The 16,513-nt window shown below is 68.5% G+C and carries 14 protein-coding genes; 2 read left to right on the forward strand and 12 right to left on the reverse strand.

Features of this window, described 5'->3' with window-relative positions; translation table 11 throughout:
* Positions 1 to 132: 132 nt before the first annotated feature.
* The 9 genes from ASE43_RS16670 to ASE43_RS16710 all read right to left on the reverse strand — a co-directional run bounded on the left by ASE43_RS16670 (position 133) and on the right by ASE43_RS16710 (position 8,901).
* Positions 133 to 1,338 carry a S1 family peptidase gene (locus ASE43_RS16670; RefSeq protein ID WP_162258806.1) on the reverse strand — a complete coding sequence of 402 codons (1,206 nt, stop codon included), beginning with the start codon at positions 1,336 to 1,338 and terminating at the stop codon, positions 133 to 135.
* Between the two features lie 432 nt (positions 1,339 to 1,770).
* Positions 1,771 to 2,190: a L,D-transpeptidase family protein gene (locus tag ASE43_RS22700; protein WP_057161511.1), complete on the reverse strand. Its 420-nt coding sequence runs from the start codon at positions 2,188 to 2,190 to the stop codon at positions 1,771 to 1,773.
* A 109-nt stretch (positions 2,191 to 2,299) separates the two neighbouring features.
* Positions 2,300 to 3,937, reverse strand: a complete 1,638-nt coding sequence (locus ASE43_RS16680; RefSeq protein WP_157500023.1) for an acyl-CoA dehydrogenase family protein — start codon at positions 3,935 to 3,937, stop codon at positions 2,300 to 2,302.
* Between the two features lie 74 nt (positions 3,938 to 4,011).
* A complete protein-coding gene (locus ASE43_RS16685; protein ID WP_057161272.1) occupies positions 4,012 to 5,253 on the reverse strand; it encodes an NAD(P)/FAD-dependent oxidoreductase in 1,242 nt (413 codons plus the stop codon).
* A 121-nt stretch (positions 5,254 to 5,374) separates the two neighbouring features.
* Complete coding sequence (locus tag ASE43_RS16690) at positions 5,375 to 5,581, reverse strand: cold-shock protein (protein ID WP_056176409.1); 207 nt, start codon at positions 5,579 to 5,581, stop codon at positions 5,375 to 5,377.
* 192 nt (positions 5,582 to 5,773) lie between these two features.
* Positions 5,774 to 6,547, reverse strand: coding sequence for an S-methyl-5'-thioinosine phosphorylase (locus tag ASE43_RS16695; protein WP_057161273.1), 774 nt, complete (start codon positions 6,545 to 6,547; stop codon positions 5,774 to 5,776).
* Between the two features lies 1 nt (position 6,548).
* Positions 6,549 to 7,118: a hypoxanthine-guanine phosphoribosyltransferase gene (locus tag ASE43_RS16700; protein ID WP_056173511.1), complete on the reverse strand. Its 570-nt coding sequence runs from the start codon at positions 7,116 to 7,118 to the stop codon at positions 6,549 to 6,551.
* Positions 7,118 to 8,113, reverse strand: coding sequence for a beta-N-acetylhexosaminidase (gene nagZ, locus ASE43_RS16705; RefSeq protein WP_056173508.1), 996 nt, complete (start codon positions 8,111 to 8,113; stop codon positions 7,118 to 7,120). The genes ASE43_RS16700 and nagZ overlap by 1 nt, the downstream gene beginning before the upstream one ends.
* Positions 8,114 to 8,385: 272 nt before the next feature.
* Positions 8,386 to 8,901 (reverse strand): CYTH domain-containing protein, encoded by a 516-nt coding sequence (locus tag ASE43_RS16710; RefSeq protein WP_057161274.1) that lies wholly within the window; start codon positions 8,899 to 8,901, stop codon positions 8,386 to 8,388.
* Positions 8,902 to 10,070: 1,169 nt separating this feature from the next.
* On the opposite strand from ASE43_RS16710, the gene ASE43_RS16715 reads away from it, so the two are divergent.
* The gene (locus ASE43_RS16715) at positions 10,071 to 11,402 is read left to right on the forward strand and encodes a S8 family serine peptidase (protein WP_235568786.1); all 1,332 of its coding nucleotides are present in this window, start codon (positions 10,071 to 10,073) and stop codon (positions 11,400 to 11,402) included.
* Positions 11,403 to 11,499: 97 nt separating this feature from the next.
* Here ASE43_RS16715 and rlmD read toward each other — a convergent pair whose 3' ends face one another.
* From rlmD to ASE43_RS16730, 3 genes are all read right to left on the reverse strand, one after another.
* Positions 11,500 to 12,855 carry a 23S rRNA (uracil(1939)-C(5))-methyltransferase RlmD gene (gene rlmD, locus ASE43_RS16720; RefSeq protein ID WP_057161276.1) on the reverse strand — a complete coding sequence of 452 codons (1,356 nt, stop codon included), beginning with the start codon at positions 12,853 to 12,855 and terminating at the stop codon, positions 11,500 to 11,502.
* Positions 12,856 to 13,001: 146 nt separating this feature from the next.
* Complete coding sequence (locus ASE43_RS16725; protein ID WP_056173498.1) at positions 13,002 to 13,607, reverse strand: YdbL family protein; 606 nt, start codon at positions 13,605 to 13,607, stop codon at positions 13,002 to 13,004.
* Positions 13,608 to 13,642: 35 nt separating this feature from the next.
* Complete coding sequence (locus ASE43_RS16730; protein WP_157500025.1) at positions 13,643 to 15,682, reverse strand: hypothetical protein; 2,040 nt, start codon at positions 15,680 to 15,682, stop codon at positions 13,643 to 13,645.
* A gap of 46 nt (positions 15,683 to 15,728) precedes the next feature.
* Between ASE43_RS16730 and ASE43_RS16735 the strand changes: the two genes are divergently transcribed.
* A complete protein-coding gene (locus ASE43_RS16735) occupies positions 15,729 to 16,466 on the forward strand; it encodes a response regulator (protein ID WP_057161513.1) in 738 nt (245 codons plus the stop codon).
* The last annotated feature ends 47 nt before the right edge of the window (positions 16,467 to 16,513 follow it).

Raw genomic sequence — 16,513 nt, forward strand, 5'->3', positions numbered from 1 at the left:
CGGGCGGAATATCCCAACCAATCGGGCGGCTCATGCGGGCGCGACCGGAGCAGCTAAAGCGTTCGAAGAAACATCGCGACCGCGAACGCTCCACGGGCGGGAGCGTTCGTGGTCGCTTGCGCTACTGGGCGCTTACTGCGTCACGAGAGTCAGGCCGTACTGGCTCAGGATCGGATTCAAACGCTCGAACCAGCTGACCCGCTGCGAAGCCGAAATGTTGCAATTGCTGTCGGTGCCGTCGTCCGCAAGCTCGCCACCCGAGCTCACGCCCTGGCCTTGACCGGCGGTGGTGATCCAGGAGCCGCCGGAATCGCCGCGCCCCACGCACGCATTGCCCTGGCTCAGGCCGCGCACGGTCAGGATCGAGCCGTCGTCCATTTGGTAGTTCACGGTGACGTTCTTGGCCGTGATCGTGCCGCAGCGATATTGAGTGGTACGACCGGAGCGGCACACCGCAGCGCCGATCGCGGCTTCGGTGCTGCCGCGCACCGAGACGTAGCCGCCGGCATAGTTGGTGACCTGACCCACCAAGGTATGGCTGTTGCCGACCGTCACCCAGGCGCGGTCGTTGCCCGGAAAATGCGACTGCGTGAACGAACCCACGGTGACGCCGCCGATCCGCACCGTCTGGCCCTGCCCACCGCAATGGCCTGCGGTCGCGAAGCCCTTGACGCTACCGCGCGTCACCGGGAAGCCCACCGAGCACAGGAAGGTGCCGCCCGAGGTCGGCATCTGATACTCGATGCCACCGCGGATGGTCGCGGCCAGTCGCGGCACGGTCGCGGATTGCACAACCCGCACCGTCGAGGCGTCGGCGCCGCTGGCTGCGACGAAATCGATCGCCTGGTCGAGCGCGTCCGGTGCGGCGCTCACCACGACCGAATTGGTGGTCGGGTCCACGTACCAGGAATGCACGCCGGTCATCGGCTTGCTGATGCCCGGGATGCGACGCTGCGCGCTGGCGTCCAGCGAGGACAACGCCGAACGCAGGGCGCTCAGGCTGTGACGCACGCGACGCACTTCGACGCCGGGCGCGGCAAGCACCTTGCCCGCGCCGGAGGTCGCGGCGACCGCGGCGAAGCTGCCGTCCGCGCGACGCTCGATCCAGCTTCCCGCGAAGCCGGAGCCGAGTTTCCACTCCATCGCCTGAGCCTGACCCTCAGCCAGGCGCTCGGCTTTCTGGTGCTGCGCCAGCTGATGCGGCGCCACGCCCAGGTCGCGTTGCATGGCCAGCTTCAGGCCTGGATCGAGCTCCTCGGCGGCCATGGCGTGGCCCGATAGCGCGGCGGAAGCGACGACCAACGACAACAATGAACGACCTATCTTGGATCCCTTCATGACGACTTCCTCATTTGACGAGCGATTGCTCGTAGCGTGGACGATCCGTTCGGATCGGTGGATCGAAGCGACGCGGCGCGTCGCATCGGCCGTCTGCCGTCGAATGCTCGTTAGGTACGATTCGTTGGCAGGCGCGTCCACGACAACAGAGCCGCGAACGGCGCAACAAGCCGCGCGCATCGACTCGGTCCGCATAAAAGTTGGAAGCGGATCACAGGAATGGATATGCGCATGCGATAGCGCACATCGTCGGATGCGATCGATGCGGATGCCGGAAAACACGAGCGAAAATCGCGCGCGTCATGCGGGCGCAGCGACGAACGCAACCGATACTTGCGCTGCTACACGCGCTCGGCACTTTGTGCGTGATACGACCGCATTTCGATAGCGCCGATTGCTGCGTTTGCAGGCACTATCGGCTCGAAATCGCGTTCATGGCTGGATGCGGATCGGCGTGCCCGTCGGTACTCGACGCCAGATTTCCTCGATCTCGCCATCGCTGACCGCAGCGCAGCCGTCGGTCCAGTCTTCGCGCCACCAGCGCGCGCTGCCCCCGTGGATCATGATGTCGCCGCCGGGGTCCACGCCCTGCTCGCGCGCCCACCGACGATCGCGCTCGTTCGGATACGACACCCGCAACGACAGGTGGAAGGCGCTGTTGGGATTGCGATCGCTGATGCGGTACTCGCCCTCGGGGGTACGCTCGTCGCCTCGCCGCTGCTTGTGACCCTGTGGCGCGTCGCCCAGGTCGATGCGGTACCGGCCGATCACCCGGCCCTCGCGCAGCAGATCCATGCGGCGCTCGGACTTGTCGATCACGATGCGGTCGGCGCGCTGCGCGGACGGCAGCAGGACCGGCGCGTCGCGCCCGTACGCGCAACCGGCACCGTGCGGTCGTCGTCCTGGGCGCAACCCGCTATCGCCAACAACGCAAGCCACAACGACGTCCGCAGCGGCAGGTTCATTCCGGCAGCGCCCGCTGCAGGATCGCCGCGTAGTCGACATCGCCCGGCAGGGTGCCGAAAGCCAGGCCGTGCGCGCCGCCCAGTCGGCTGCGGCAGAAGGCTTCGGCGCAGGGGCTGCGCGCGTCCAATAGCACGCCGGCTTGCATCGCCAGCGCGAGGCGCTCGACCCAGTGCCGTGCCTGACCTTCCTCGATGCGCACGCGGCCGTCCAGCACCGGTTCGAGTTCGGCGATGCGCGCATCCAGCGCCGCGTCGGCACCGAGGTGGCCGCGCAACTCGTTGAGCACCGCATGTCCCGCCTCCGGCTCGCGCGCCAGCGCGCGCAGCACGTCCAGGCATTGGATGTTGCCGCTGCCCTCCCAAATCGAATTCAGCGGCGCCTGCCGGTACAGCCGCGGCAGCAGCGACTCCTCGACGTAACCGGCGCCGCCCAGGCACTCCTGGGCCTCGTTGACGAAGGCCGGGGCGCGCTTGCAGATCCAGTACTTGCCCACCGCCGTAGCGATGCGCGCGTACGCGGCCTCCCCGGCATCCAGCGACGCACGATCGACCGCGCGCGCGACCCGCAACGAGAACTGCAACGCCGCCTCGGCCTCGATCGCCAGGTCGGCCAGCACGTTGCGCATCAGCGCGTGCTCGACCAGATGCTTTCCGAACGTCTGCCGATGGCGCGCATGATGCAGCGCCTGCGCCAACGCCATGCGCATCTCGGCGGCCGAGCCCAGCATGCAATCCAGACGGGTCAGCATCACCATCTCGATGATGGTCGCCACGCCGCGGCCCTCGTCGCCGATGCGCTGGGCCCAGGCGCCCTCGAACTCGACTTCGGACGAGGCATTGGACCAGTCGCCCAGCTTGTCCTTGAGCCGCATCAGGCGCAGCGCGTTGCGACTGCCGTCGGGGCGCCAGCGCGGCAGCAGGAAACAGCTCAGCCCGGCCGGCGCCTGCGCCAGCACCAGGAACCCATCGGACATCGGCGCCGAGAAGAACCACTTGTGCCCGACCAGGCGGTACTCGTCGCCGGACAGCGGCGTGGCCACGGTCTGGTTCGCACGCACGTCCGAGCCGCCTTGTTTCTCGGTCATGCCCATGCCCAGGGTCACGCCGGCCTTGTCGCCCATCGGCAGGTCGCGACCGTCGTAATGCGGCGCGGCGGCCTTGCGCGCCCACTCCGCCAGCGCGGGCGCATAGCGCAGCACCGGCAACGCCGCGTGGGTCATGGTCAGCGGACAACTCGTGCCCGGTTCGACCTGATGGTGCAGGTAACTGAGCGCGGCGCGCGCCACATGCGCGCCGGCGCCGCCGTGATGCCAGGAGTAGCCGGCCACGCCGTGCTCGATCGCGGCCTGCATCAGGGCGTGATAGTTGGGATGAAACTCGACCAGGTCGATGCGCTGGCCATAGCGGTCGTGGCTGCGCAGACGCGGGCGATCGCGGTGGGCGTCGAAGCTGAGCGCATACAGCGCGTCGCCGGCCAGGGCCGCATACGCCGAGAGCCGGGCGACGTGGTCGCCGCCGCCCTCGCGCGCGACCGCGTCGCGCAAGGCCGCGTCGTCGCGCCACAGATCGCGCGGCGCGAACGGCGGCGGTTGATTCTCGACCCGGTGGGTCGCGAACGGCGGCAGCTCGGACATCGTCGACTCCCTGCGAACGGCGCGAGCTTCGATTCTAGAGCGTCCGGCGCGCCGATCGCGACCGCCGCGCTCGCTCAGGGCTGCTCGCCCATGCGCTGCTCCAGCGCCTCCAGGAAGGTCGGCGCCAACGGCAGCGCGCCGAACCAGCCGCTGCGCAGGCCGGTGAGCACGCGCAGCATCTGCCCGCGCCCGCCCGGCACCCGCGACATCGGATGGAACACCCGGTCGCGCAGCGCGGCGATGCGGTCGTAATCGGACTGGAACAGCGGCGTGAGCCAGCGACTCCAGAAGTGATAGACGCCTACGTGCTTGCGGCGCTGACTCTGGTAGTGCGCCAGAGCGTGCGGAATGTCGGGTTGCGTGCGCAGCGCGTCGCGCAGCGCCAGCGCATCCAGCAGCGCCATGTTCACGCCCTGCCCCAGTTGCGGGCTCATGGCGTGCGCGGCGTCGCCTAGCAACACCGCGCGATCGCGATGCCAGCGCCGCGCGACCGCGTCGCGGTAGCGCGCCTGCGCCAGTCCCTGCGGCACGGCGGTGTCGCGCAGGCGCGCGGCCGCTTCCGGCCACACCGCCGCGACCGCGCCGCGCCAGGCGCTCTCGTCCCGGACCGCGTCGCTGTCCAAGGCCGCGACCGGCAAGCTCCAGAAGAAGCTCAGGCGTTCGCTGGCGTCGCCGGGCCGGCTGCCGACCGGCAGCATGCCTATCATGCGGCGCGCGCCGACATAGCGTTGGCGCAGTTCGTCCTGCCAGGCCCAATCGCCGCGCTCGACCAGACACCATTGCGCGCCCCAGGGATAAGGCCGGTCCAGCGCGGGCGCCGCCACGCCCGCGCGCAGCAACGAGGCCGCGCCGTTGGCGACGACGATCAGGTCGTAGGGCCCGTGCTCGTCGCCATCGGCGTCGCGCAGCAGGCCGCGCGGGTGATCGAGGGCGACGATGTCGCGGCCGCAGTGCACGCGCCGGCCCTCGTCCCAGGCCTGGTCCAGCAGGGCGAACAGCGCGCCGCGCTGCAGTCCCAGGCCGAAATAGCGCGGGTGCAATTCGCGATAGCGCATGTCCATCACCGCGCGCCCGGCCACGGTCTCGCCGTACAGACGTCGCACGCGCGCGCCGTAGCGCAGCGCGGCGTCGAGCAAGCCCAGTTCCCACAGCACGCCCAATCCAGTGGGCTGGAGCAGGAAGCCCGCGCCTACCGGGCCGAGCACCGGTGCGCGCTCGAACACTTCGACATCGTGGCCGTCGCGACTGAGCAGCAAGGCGGCGGCTTGGCCGCCGCTGCCGTAGCCGACGATGCCGATGCGCAACGGGGTACTCATGCGCGACTCCTAAGCGCATGGCGCCAAGAAAAAAGCCCCGCCGTAGCGGGGCCTGGAACACAGACCGGGCCGGATCGCGGCTGCGAGCAGCGCATCCGCAAGCGTCGACCCAGCAAATCGATCACGCCGCGGGCGTCACTTCGGACGCCTGCGCGCCCTTCGGTCCTTGGGTCAGCTGGTAGCTGACGCGCTGGCCTTCCTGCAGGCTGCGAAATCCCTTCGCAACGATGGCGGAGAAGTGGACGAATACATCGGCGCTGCCGTCTTCGGGCGAGATGAAGCCGAAGCCCTTGGCGTCGTTGAACCATTTCACGGTGCCGTACTGCATATCCTTATTGACCTCATGCTGGATGCGTTTGTCGTGCGCCATCGCGTCGGGGCGACCGAGACGCATCGCGAGTATATGCAAACTGAACAGGATGATGACAAGCATCTGGCGGACGAATACGGATGTCGCGACGCAGGAAACTGCGACGCAACGGCCGACTGACGCTGAGCGTCAGAAAAATTGCGATGCAGATCACTTTGCCAGCAGTGTCGCCAGCAATTTCGGCAGTTCGGCGGTCGCCGCGGCGACATGATCGAGCACGTCCTGCAGCGTGATTATTTCGTCCGGATCGGGCCCCGCGCCGGCGGCCCAGTTGGCGACGATGGCCAGGCAGGCGTAATCCAGGCCCAGCTCGCGCGCCAGTCCGGCCTCGGGCATGCCGGTCATGCCGACCAGATCGCAGCCGTCGCGCCGCATGCGCGCGATCTCGGCGCGCGTCTCCAGACGCGGCCCCTGGGTGGCGCCGTAACATCCTTCGTCGACCATCGCCACGCCGGCCTCGCGCGCGGCCGCGATCACCGCCTGGCGCAGGCCACGCGTATACGGCTCGCCGAAATCCACGTGCAGCACTTCGCCGCCGCCGCGGCCTTCGGCATCAACTTCGCACAGGGTCGATATGCGTCCCCAGGTGTAGTCGATCAGCTGATCCGGACAGGCCAGCACGCGCGGGCCGAAACGTTCGGTGATGCCGCCGACGGTGTTGAGCGCCAGCACGCGCTGCGCGCCCAGCGCCTGCAGGGCGGCGAGATTGGCGCGGTAGTTGATCGCGTGCGGAGGCAGCGAATGGCCTTCGCCGTGGCGGGCCAGGAACGCGACCCGACGCCCGCCCAGCGTGCCGATCCGGATCGGACCGGACGGCGCGCCGTAGCGCGTGAGCGGCTGATGGGTTTCCACGTCCGCCAGCTCGGCCAGCTTGTACAGGCCGGTGCCGCCGATGACGGCCAGATCGATGCTTGCCTCGCCCATCTCAGTCCTTCAATGCGTAGATCGCGGGCAGGTTGCGGCCCTGCTCGTGGTAGTCCATGCCGTAACCGAACACGTAACGGTCCGGCACTTCGATGCCGACGTAATCCGCGCAGATGCCCGGCACGCAGCGATCGTGGGCCTTGACCGCGAGCGCGGCGATGCGCACTTCGCTCGCGCCCTGCTCGCGACACCATTCGCGGATCGCATGCAGGGTGTGGCCCTCGTCGAGGATGTCGTCGGCCAGCAGCACGCGACGCCCGCTCAGCGCGGTCGCCGGACGATGCTTCCAGACCAGCTCGCCGCCTGAGGTCGCGCCGCGATAACGAGTGGCGTGCAGGTAGTCGAATTCCAGATCCAGGCCGCGCTCGCCCAGTTCCATCGCCAACTGCGCCGCGAACGGCAGGCCGCCATGCATCACGGTCAGATAGACCGGCCGCTCGCCGGCGTAGTCGGCGCGGATGCCGTCGGCCATGCGCGCGATCGCCTGCTCCAGGGTTTTGCGGTCGAACAGCAGATCGGCGTTGCGCAGCGCCGCGGCCAGATCGGCGCCGTTGCCGGTTTTTGCGCTCATCAGGCCAGGCCCTCGACGCGACCGCGGCTGTCGCCGTAGCGCTGATCGGCGATCAGGCCGTCCCAACCCATCGCGCCGCGGCCGATCAGGCCGGTCAGCGCCATGGTGTTGAGCTTGCGGCCGGCGACCGCGGCCAAGGATTCGTCGACCAGGTTCGGATGGCAGACCAGCACCACGTCGCAGCCCGCGTCCAGGTGCGCGTCGATGCGCGCCTTGACGCCGCCGACCGAGAACGCGGCGGCCATGCCGATGTCGTCGCTGAAGACCACGCCGCGGAAGCCCATGTCCTTGCGCAGGATCTCCTCGATCCAGCGCGGCGAATAGCCGGCCGGTTCCGGCGCGATCTCCGGATAGACCACGTGCGCCATCATCACCGCATCGGCCTTGGCCTCGATGCCGGCGACGAACGGAATCAGATCGGTCGCGCGCATCTCGTCCAGGCTGCGGCGATCGACGGCGTTGTCGAAATGGGTGTCCTCGAGCACCGAGCCATGGCCCGGGAAATGCTTGAGCGTCGCGGCCATGCCGGCCGCATGCATGCCGCGCACGTAGGCGCGGGTGAACTCGGCGACGATCCGCGGATCGGCGTCGAAGGCGCGATCGCCGATGGCGCGATTGCCGCGCCCCAGATCGACCACCGGCGCGAAGCTGAGGTCGACCCCGCTGGCCTGCACTTCCTGCGCCATCAGCCAGGCGTGTTCCTCGGCCAGCTTGAGCGCGGCGGCGGGATCGCTCGCGTAGCGGCGGCCGAACCCTTCCAGCGCCGGCAGCGCGCTGTAGCCCTCGCGGAAGCGCTGCACGCGCCCGCCTTCCTGGTCCACGCAGATCAGCTGCGGACGCGGCGCGGCCTCGCGGATCGCGGCCGACAGTTCGGCGACCTGCGCCTTGGACGCGAAGTTGCGGGTGAACAGGATCACGCCGGCGCAGGCATCGTGCTGCAACCAGTCGCGCTCTTGCGCGGTGAGTTCGGTACCGGCGACGCCGATCACGAGCATGCGGGGACTCCTAGCGGGTATGGCTGCGCTGACTGCGCGGGGCCATTGTCTCGCAGAAGCCGCTACAGGCGTAGCCCGGGGCCCCTGCGGGCGCGGCGGCGGCGATTTCGGGGCGTTTCACGAAATGGCAACGATGGCTGGATCCGGCTTCGCGCCTGGAGAGCGTCGCTCTGAACCCACCCGGCCAGCGGACAGCCCGCCGGCGTTCAATCGCGCACGAACCTGCGGTTCCTAAACACACGCCCTCCCCTGTCCAAAGCGGGAGGCCAAACTCAGGGCGCCTGGCCGGAGCGCTCGTCGGCGCTCCAGTCGGCGTAGGGGCGCGCGGCCAGGGCCAGGTTGTAGTAGCGCGCCGCGTCGGTCACCTCGCGGCCCAGCCAGTCCGGGCGAGCATAGGCCTCATCGGCGTGCTGGAGCTCCAGTTCGGCCACCACCAGCCCGGCGTTGTCGCCCAGGAACTCGTCGACCTCCCACAGGTGGCCCTGGTGCTCGACGTAGTGGCGACGCTTGTCGATCGTGCCGCCGGTGCACAGCGCCATCAGCGCGCGCGCGTCGGCGACCGGAATCGGGTAATCGAACTCCTGCCGGGTATGACCCAGCTCGCGCGACTTCAAGTTCAGATACGCCGCATCGCCCGCGATGCGCACCCGCACCGACGCCTTCATCGCACCGCTGTCGAGGATCGCCAGATCGTTGAGATACCCCTGCGCCATCGGCACGATTTCACGCGCCGCGTCGCGCCAGCCGTCACCCGAGACCAGGAATTTGCGTTCGATTTCGATACCCATGCATCCCCGTAGCGCCGGCCATGACCGCACAGCCGTCTTGTTCAAATCAGACCGCGCAACGATACCGTCAATCGGCCCAACCGTCGCCCCAATCGGCCATTGCCATTGCCATTGCCATTGCATTGGAATCCAAAAGCCCCGCACTCACACGACCAACTGTAGACCCGAAGGGCGGCGCGCAGGACGCGCGCCGTTTTTCGAATGGACAAGGATGTCCATTCGAAAAATCCCGGCGAAAGCCCCGAACTCGCAGGGGAGGGTTGGTCACGCTAGCCCTTCTCTTTGGTTACTTTTGACCGAAGGGAATCCAGACGGACTCTTGGGCTAGCAAGAGAAAGTGNGGATGTCCATTCGAAAAATCCCGGCGAAAGCCTCGAACTCGCAGGGGAGGGTTGGTCACGCTAGCCCTTCTCTTTGGTTACTTTTGACCGAAGGGAATCCAGACGGACTCTTGGGCTAGCAAGAGAAAGTGACCCGCATGCGCAGCAGGCGGAAGCCGTTGACCTTCGGTCTGGAAAGACGAAAGCAAAGCAAGAGCAAATCCTCCCCAACCCTCCTTTTACAAAGGAGGGAGCTAGGAGCGGGAGAACGTGACCCGCATGCGCAGCAGGCGGAAGCCGTTGACTTCCGTGACGGGCCTACGAAAGCAAAGCAACAGCAAATCCTTCCCAACCCGCCCGGCCAGCAGGCGCAGCCTGCCGGCGCTCAGCCGTGCACGAACCTGCGGTTCGTAAGCCGCACGGCTTCACCCTTTTCCAAAGGAGGGAGCCAGGAGCAAGAACCCGCTTGCGTTCAGCCGTGCACGAATCTGCGGCTCGTAAACGCACGATTTCGCCCCGCAAATGAAGAAGCCAGGGTCTAAAAGCTCACCCGCGACACTTCCGCGCCCTTAGCCCCGTCCAGACGCGATCGCGGCAGCCCGGACCTGGCCAGAATTTTTATGAATAGCCGCACATAAGAGCGATTTTGATCCTCAATGGCACTCTTAATGTGCCTACTTGGCAGCAATCCCAGCTTGCCGCGGCATTACGCGCTGCGATGCAGCAAGCATCCTCGGATTTTCCCGCTACATTCGCCCGCAGCCGCCCACTGCCTGGGCGGTCTTACCGGGGGTCTTTAGCCTTATGAACAAGCGTATCCGCGTCGGTTTGATCGCAGGCGCAGTAGCCATGGCACTGGGAACATCCTTCGTCGCGCAAGCGGGCGGACGGCCCGATCTGGCGCTGAAAGGTTTGAAGGAAGGTCGCGCGCACGCGAGCGGCGAATTGCTGGTGAAGTACCGCGACGGCGCCAATGCCGGCGCGAGCGATGCGGTACAGCGCGGCCTCGGCGCGCAGAAGGTGCAGACCGTGCGCCCCGGCAAGGGCGGGCGCGGCGAGCTGTCGCTGCTCAGACTGCCGGCCAACGTCGACCTCGCCGCCGCCGTGAGCGCGCTCAGCAACGACCCGGACGTCGAATACGCCGAGCCGAACTGGCTCCTGCACCACGATGCGTTCTCCAACGATACGTATTACACCAACGGCACCTTGTGGGGCATGTACGGCGACGTCGGCAGCCCCAACAACCAGTACGGCTCGCAGGCCTCGGAAGCCTGGAACACCGGCTCGACCGCATGCGGCAACGTGATCGTCGGCGTGATCGACGAAGGCATCTATTGGCAGCACGAGGATCTGGCCGCCAACATCTGGACCAATCCCTACGACGCCGCCGACGGCATCGACAACGACGGCAACGGTTTCGTCGACGACGTGCACGGCTGGGATTTCAACGGCGATACCAACGACATCAACTCCGGCGGCGCCAGCGACGATCACGGCACCCACGTCTCCGGCACCATCGCCGGCGTCGGCGGCAACGGCAAGGGCGTGGCCGGCGTGTGCTGGAGCGGCGTCAAGCTGATCAGCGCCAAGTTCCTCGGCCGCCGCAGCGGCAGCACCGCCGATGCCGTGCGCGCGATCGACTACTTCAACGACCTCAAGACCCGCCATGGCCTCAACATCGTCGCCACCAACAACTCCTGGGGCGGCGGTCCGTTCTCGCAATCGCTCAGCGATGCGATCGACCGCGCCGGTCAGGCCGACATCCTGTTCGTGGTGGCCGCCGGCAACGACAGCGTGAACTGCGAGGGCAACACCTCCGGCGCGTGCTACCCGGCCGCGTATCCGAACAGCAACATCCTGTCGGTGGCGGCGCTGCGCAACACCGGCGCCCTGGTCTACAACTACGGCGTCACCACGGTCGACATCGGCGCGCCCGGCTACGCGATTCCGTCGACGGTGCCGGTCAGCTCGAAGGGCAAGCTGGTGTCGGGCTACGCCAGCTACAACGGCACCTCGATGGCGACCCCGCACGTCACCGGCGCCGCCGCGCTCTACGCCTCGCGCCATCCCGGCTCGACGGCGCAGCAGATCAAGGCCGCGATCATGAACGCGGCCGTGCCCACGCCGTCGCTGAGCGGGAAGACGGTCACCGGCGGGCGTTTGGACGTCAGCGGGTTCTGAACCGCAACAGCAACCCAGCGCGTTAGCGATACGGAAGAACCCGGCCTAGGCCGGGTTCTTTTTTGCGGACAAGGCAGCGTCAGCCGCCGCCTAAGCATCAGGGCTCGAACAGCGCGATCGACTCCACATGCGCGGTGTGCGGAAACATGTCCATCACCCCGGCCGCGCGCAGCTTCCAGCCCTTCTCGCGCACGAGATAGCCGGCGTCGCGCGCCAGCGAAGCCGGATGGCAGCTCACGTAGACGATGCGCTTGAACTGCTTCAAGGGCAGTTGGGTCAGCACGAAGTCCGCGCCCGAGCGCGGCGGATCCAGCAGCAGGCGGTCGAAGCCCTCGCGCATCCAGGCTTCGCCGCTGAGATCCTTGCCCAGATCGGCGGCATAGAACTGCGCATTGGTCAGTCCGTTGCGCTCGGCGTTCTCACGTGCGCGCTTGACCAAGCCCGCCTCGCCTTCCACGCCCACCACCTCGCGTACCTGGCGCGCCAGCGGCAGGGTGAAATTGCCCAGGCCCGCGAACAGATCCAGCACCCGGTCGTCCGGCTGCGGCGCCAGCAGGTCCAGCGCATGCTGAATCATGCGGCCATTGAGTCCGGCGTTGACCTGGATGAAGTCGAGCGGGCGGAACGCCAGCTCCAGATTCCACTGCGGCAGCGAGAACGCCAGACGCGGCTCGGCCGGCCATAGCGGATGCACGCTGTCGACGCCGCCGGGTTGCAGGAATACCGCGAACCGATGCTCGCGCGCGAACGCGACGATGGCCTCGCGGTCGGAGTCCGACAGCGGCGCCAGATGACGGAAGGTCAGCGCCACGCCGCCGTGCGCGTTGTCGCCGTCGTCGAGCATGGCGTCGCCGGCGATGAACTCGATCTGCGGAATCTCGCGGCGCGCCTGCAGTCCATCGACCAGCGCCGCGAGCGCGGCGATCTTGTCGCCGATCTCGGGGATCACGGTCTCGCAGCGCACGATGTCGGCGACGAAACGCGGATCGGTCTCGCGGAAGCCGACCAGGGTCTTGTCCTTCTTCTCGACCCGACGCACCGAGAACCGGCCCTTGCGGCGATAGCCCCAAGCCGAATCGGTGAGCGCGGGCAGGACCCGCTCGGGCGTGACGTGGCCGATGCGCTCCAGGTTTTCCAACAGCACGTTCTGCTTGGCCAGGATCTGCCGATCCTCGGCCATGTGCTGCAGGGCGCAGCCGCCGCAGGTGCCGAAATGCTGGCAGCGCGGCACCACGCGATCGGCCGAGGCTTCCAGCACCTCCAGCGTGACCCCTTCGTCGTAGCTGCGCGAGCGCGCGGTCTGCTTGGCCATCACGCGTTCGCCGGGCAAGGCGCCGGCGATGAAGACCGCTTTGCCGTCCGGGCGCCGGGCGACGCCGCGGCCATCATGGGTGAGGCCGCCGATGGCGGCCTCGAAGGGAGTTTGATCGATGCGGGCCACAGCTGCTGGCAGGAATCAAAGGCCGCGCATTGTCGCAGAAAGGCCGGGATTAGGGATTCGAGATTCGGGATTCGGTTCAGGCGGCAACGCAGCGGCAAGCGATCCGTAGGAGGTTTGAACCGAGACCTCGAGTGCCGAACCCCGAATTCCAGCCCCGATTACTTCTGCTTCCAGCCGCCGCCGGCGTCCTGGTACCACCAGCCGGCGCGGGCGCTGTCGGTCCACTGGCGCGCGAACACCTTGCGGATCTGCGGCTCCCATTCCGGATGGCCGTTGGCCACCGCGACCTCGCGGTAGACCGCGGCAGAGTCGCGGTTCTGGTCGGCCACCGCCTGGTTCACGCCGACCCGCTCGGCCAGCGGAATCTTGGCCGCGTCGCGCACGTCGATGCTGCCGTCGTTGCCGAAGCCGAGCGCGCCGGAATCGAAGTGCGCGCGCAGCTGACCGTCGAAACGGCCCTTCATGCGCGCCTGGATGGCCTGGATCGCCGGCGTCTTGATGGTGATGTCCGGCGAGGACTGCGCATAGGCGCTGCCGATGCCGACCAGCGACAGCCAGTCGATGCGCGGGCCCAGCGAGGCGCTCTGCCCGCCCGGCTTGGGCGCCGGAGCCGGCGTGGTGGCCGGCTGGGTGTCGTCGCCGATCACCTTTTCGACGAACTCCTTGGCCGCTTCCTTGGCCTCGGCGGCCGGGAAGTACACGTTGATCGTGACGCAGGCCGTGAGCATCACGGCGGCGACCGGCAAACCCATCCAACGGCGCATGTTCGTTTCCTTCTGAAGAATGTTCTACGACGGGATTATTCGACGACGGGTTTGACGTCGCCCTTGCCGACGGCTTCCAGCCGTTCCAGCAAGGTCGGCCAGTCGACCCGGCGGTTGATGCCGACCACGTCCAGCCGCGGCAGTCCCGCGCCTTGGACGATAATAAAGGCCTTGTCGCCTGAATCCTTACTGGCCGGGCCCAATCCGTCCATATGGCAGACCTCGTCGGCGAGCCGGCAGGAGATGCCCAGGCGCGCGTAGCCGAAGTCGTCGAAGAAGCCGATCAGCATGCCCTGCAGGCTGCCGACGAAGGAGGCGTCGCCCACGCTGGACAGGTCCTGGACCGCGCGCTGGCTGATGCGCTGGCGGACGCCGCGCTTACGCTCGGTGCGCAGGTGGGCGTCGAACGCGACCGGCTGCCAGTCGACCAGGCGCAGGGCGTCGATGCGGCCGTCGAGCTTGCCGGTGATGCTGCCGAAACCGAGCACGCCGGTCAGCGATTCCAGGTCCAGATCGTCCAGCGCGATGTCGGCCGAGAGCGTGGGCGCGACGCCGAACGGACGCTCCATCGCCAGCGAGGACACGCTCACGCTGCCGCCGAACAGCTGCATGGTCAGGCCGCCGTCGAAATCCAGGCGGTCGTTGGCGTAGTGCGCCTGCGGGATGCGCCCGCTGAGCTCGCCGCTGAAGGCCGGGCCGTCCACGGCCTTGGCGATGCGGCCGATGTCGAGCCGGTCCAGGCCCAGGCCGAAGCGGATGTCGAGCCCGTGTTCTCCCGCCGGCGGACGCAGGCGCAGGCCGTCGAAACTCACCTGCCCGCCCAGCATGGGGAAGCTCACCGTGCGTTGCAGGCGCAATTCGCCCGCGCCGCTGGTGAACGGCAGCTGCGCGGGGCCGAAGTCCAGGCCGTACAGCGCGCCGCCGCTCCAGCTCAGCGCGCTGGCGACCGGCGCGTCGGCCGAGTAGCGCAGGTTGCCGGCCAGGCCGTCGAAACGGAAGCGGCCCTGCGGATCGTCGATGGCGGCGTCCTGCAGGCTGGCGTCGGCCGCATGCAGCTCGCCGCCGGCCACGCGCACGCGCGCCTGCATGGCGCCGCGCAGCTGCAACTGGCCCAGGCCGGCCAGGCCCAGGAAGCCGGTGAGATAGCCGTCGCGCAGGGGCGTCAGGTTCGCGCTGCGCAGATCCAGTTCCAGCGCGTCCAGGCCGGCGTCGGGCGTGAGCGCCGCGCGGCCTTCGGCGCTGAGCACGCCTTCGTCGCGCCACAGCAGGCGCGGCAGCTGCCAACCCTGCGCGCCCTGGCGCTGCGCGGTCAGCTCCACGGCGACATCGCGTTGCTGCAACGACAGGTAGGCGTTGCCGAACAGCAATTCGCCGCCGCGCAGGCGGCCGTCCAGGTCGAAACGGGTGAGTTCGCCGAAGCGCGCGTCCAGGGCGAGTTCGGCGCCCAGGTGCTCGGCCGCGATCGTGCCGTCGGGCGTATCGAAGGCGCCGCCGCGCAGGCTGATCGGGCCGGCCACGCGCAGCGGTTGGCGCTCGGCGGCGGTGACGGTGAGGCGGGCGTCGAGCTCGCCGCCCTTGAAACGCGCCTCCGGCCAGGCCTGCGCGGCCAGGGCCTGGGTCCAGGCCAGCGGCACCCGGGTCAGATCGATCCGGGTCGCGTCGGGCGCGGCCGCATTGCGGTGCAGCGCGACCACCGCCGCGCCGCGCGACAGACGCGCGTTGGTGACCGCCACGCCCAAGTCCAGCGCCAGCCGCAAGGGCGCGGCGCGCCCGGAGCGCAGCTCGCCCTCGCAACGCCAGCCGCCGCGACCGTCGCGCTGCAAGGGGCAGCGCCAGCTCACGTCGGCGAATCGGTAGCCCAGGTCGGGCGCGACCACGCTGGCCGCGCGCAGGCGCAGCTCGCCCTGCGTCGCCTGTGCCGGCCAGTCCAGCGACACCTGCACCTCGCGCAAACTTGCGACGGCGGTCTCGATCCGGCCGATCTTCGCGTTCAGGCTGCGCGCGCCGGCGTCGCCGGCCAGGCAAAAACCCGGAAGCGACATCCACAGAAGCAGGCGTACTATCGGAGACGACATAGCCGGCAGCATAACCAGCGGAGCCCCCGACCCGATGGAACCGACGATGAATTCGCCGCGGATCCCCCGTTTGCTTCTGGTCGAAGACGATCCGACCAGCCGCGCCTTCCTCACCGCCGCCGCGCAGGCCCTGCCCGCCGACATCGACGGCGCCGACAGCGTCGCCGCCGCGGTCGCCCTGGGCAATGCGCAGGATTACGACCTGTGGCTGTTCGATGCCAACCTGCCCGACGGCAGCGGCATCGAACTGCTCGCACGCCTGCGCGCGCGCCATCCGCGCACGCCCGCGCTCGCGCATACCGCCGCGGCGGACGCCTCGGTGCTGGAAGGCCTGATCGCGGTCGGTTTCACCGAGGTGCTGGTGAAGCCCCTGCCCGCGGCGGCGGTACGCGCCGCGATCGCGCGCACGCTGGGCCTGGAAGGCCACGATCAGCGTGCGGTCGCCAGCGTGGCGACTGGCGCCAAGCGGCCTGTGTGGGACGACGAGGCGGCCGCCAGCGCGCTCAACGGCAACGTCGCGCACGTGGACACCTTGCGCGGCCTGTTCGTGCAAGAGCTGCCAACCACCCACGAAGCCATCCTGGCCGCCGCCCATCGCGAGGATCTGGATACCGTGCGCACCGAACTGCACAAGCTGCGCGCGAGCTGCGGCTTCGTCGGCGCGGCGCGCCTGAGCGATGCGGTACGGGCGCTGCAGAACGAGCCGGACTCGCGCGAGCGCCTGGCGCGTTTCGACGATGCGGTGCAGGACACGCTGGCGACTGGGTTGCCGGTGGAAAGCTAGATCGCGGCGAGTAGGGCATCGTCGCGCGAGCGACGATGCGGCTCGCC

Origin of the sequence: Lysobacter sp. Root983 (assembly GCF_001429345.1) — a bacterium.
Lineage (GTDB): Bacteria > Pseudomonadota > Gammaproteobacteria > Xanthomonadales > Xanthomonadaceae > Lysobacter.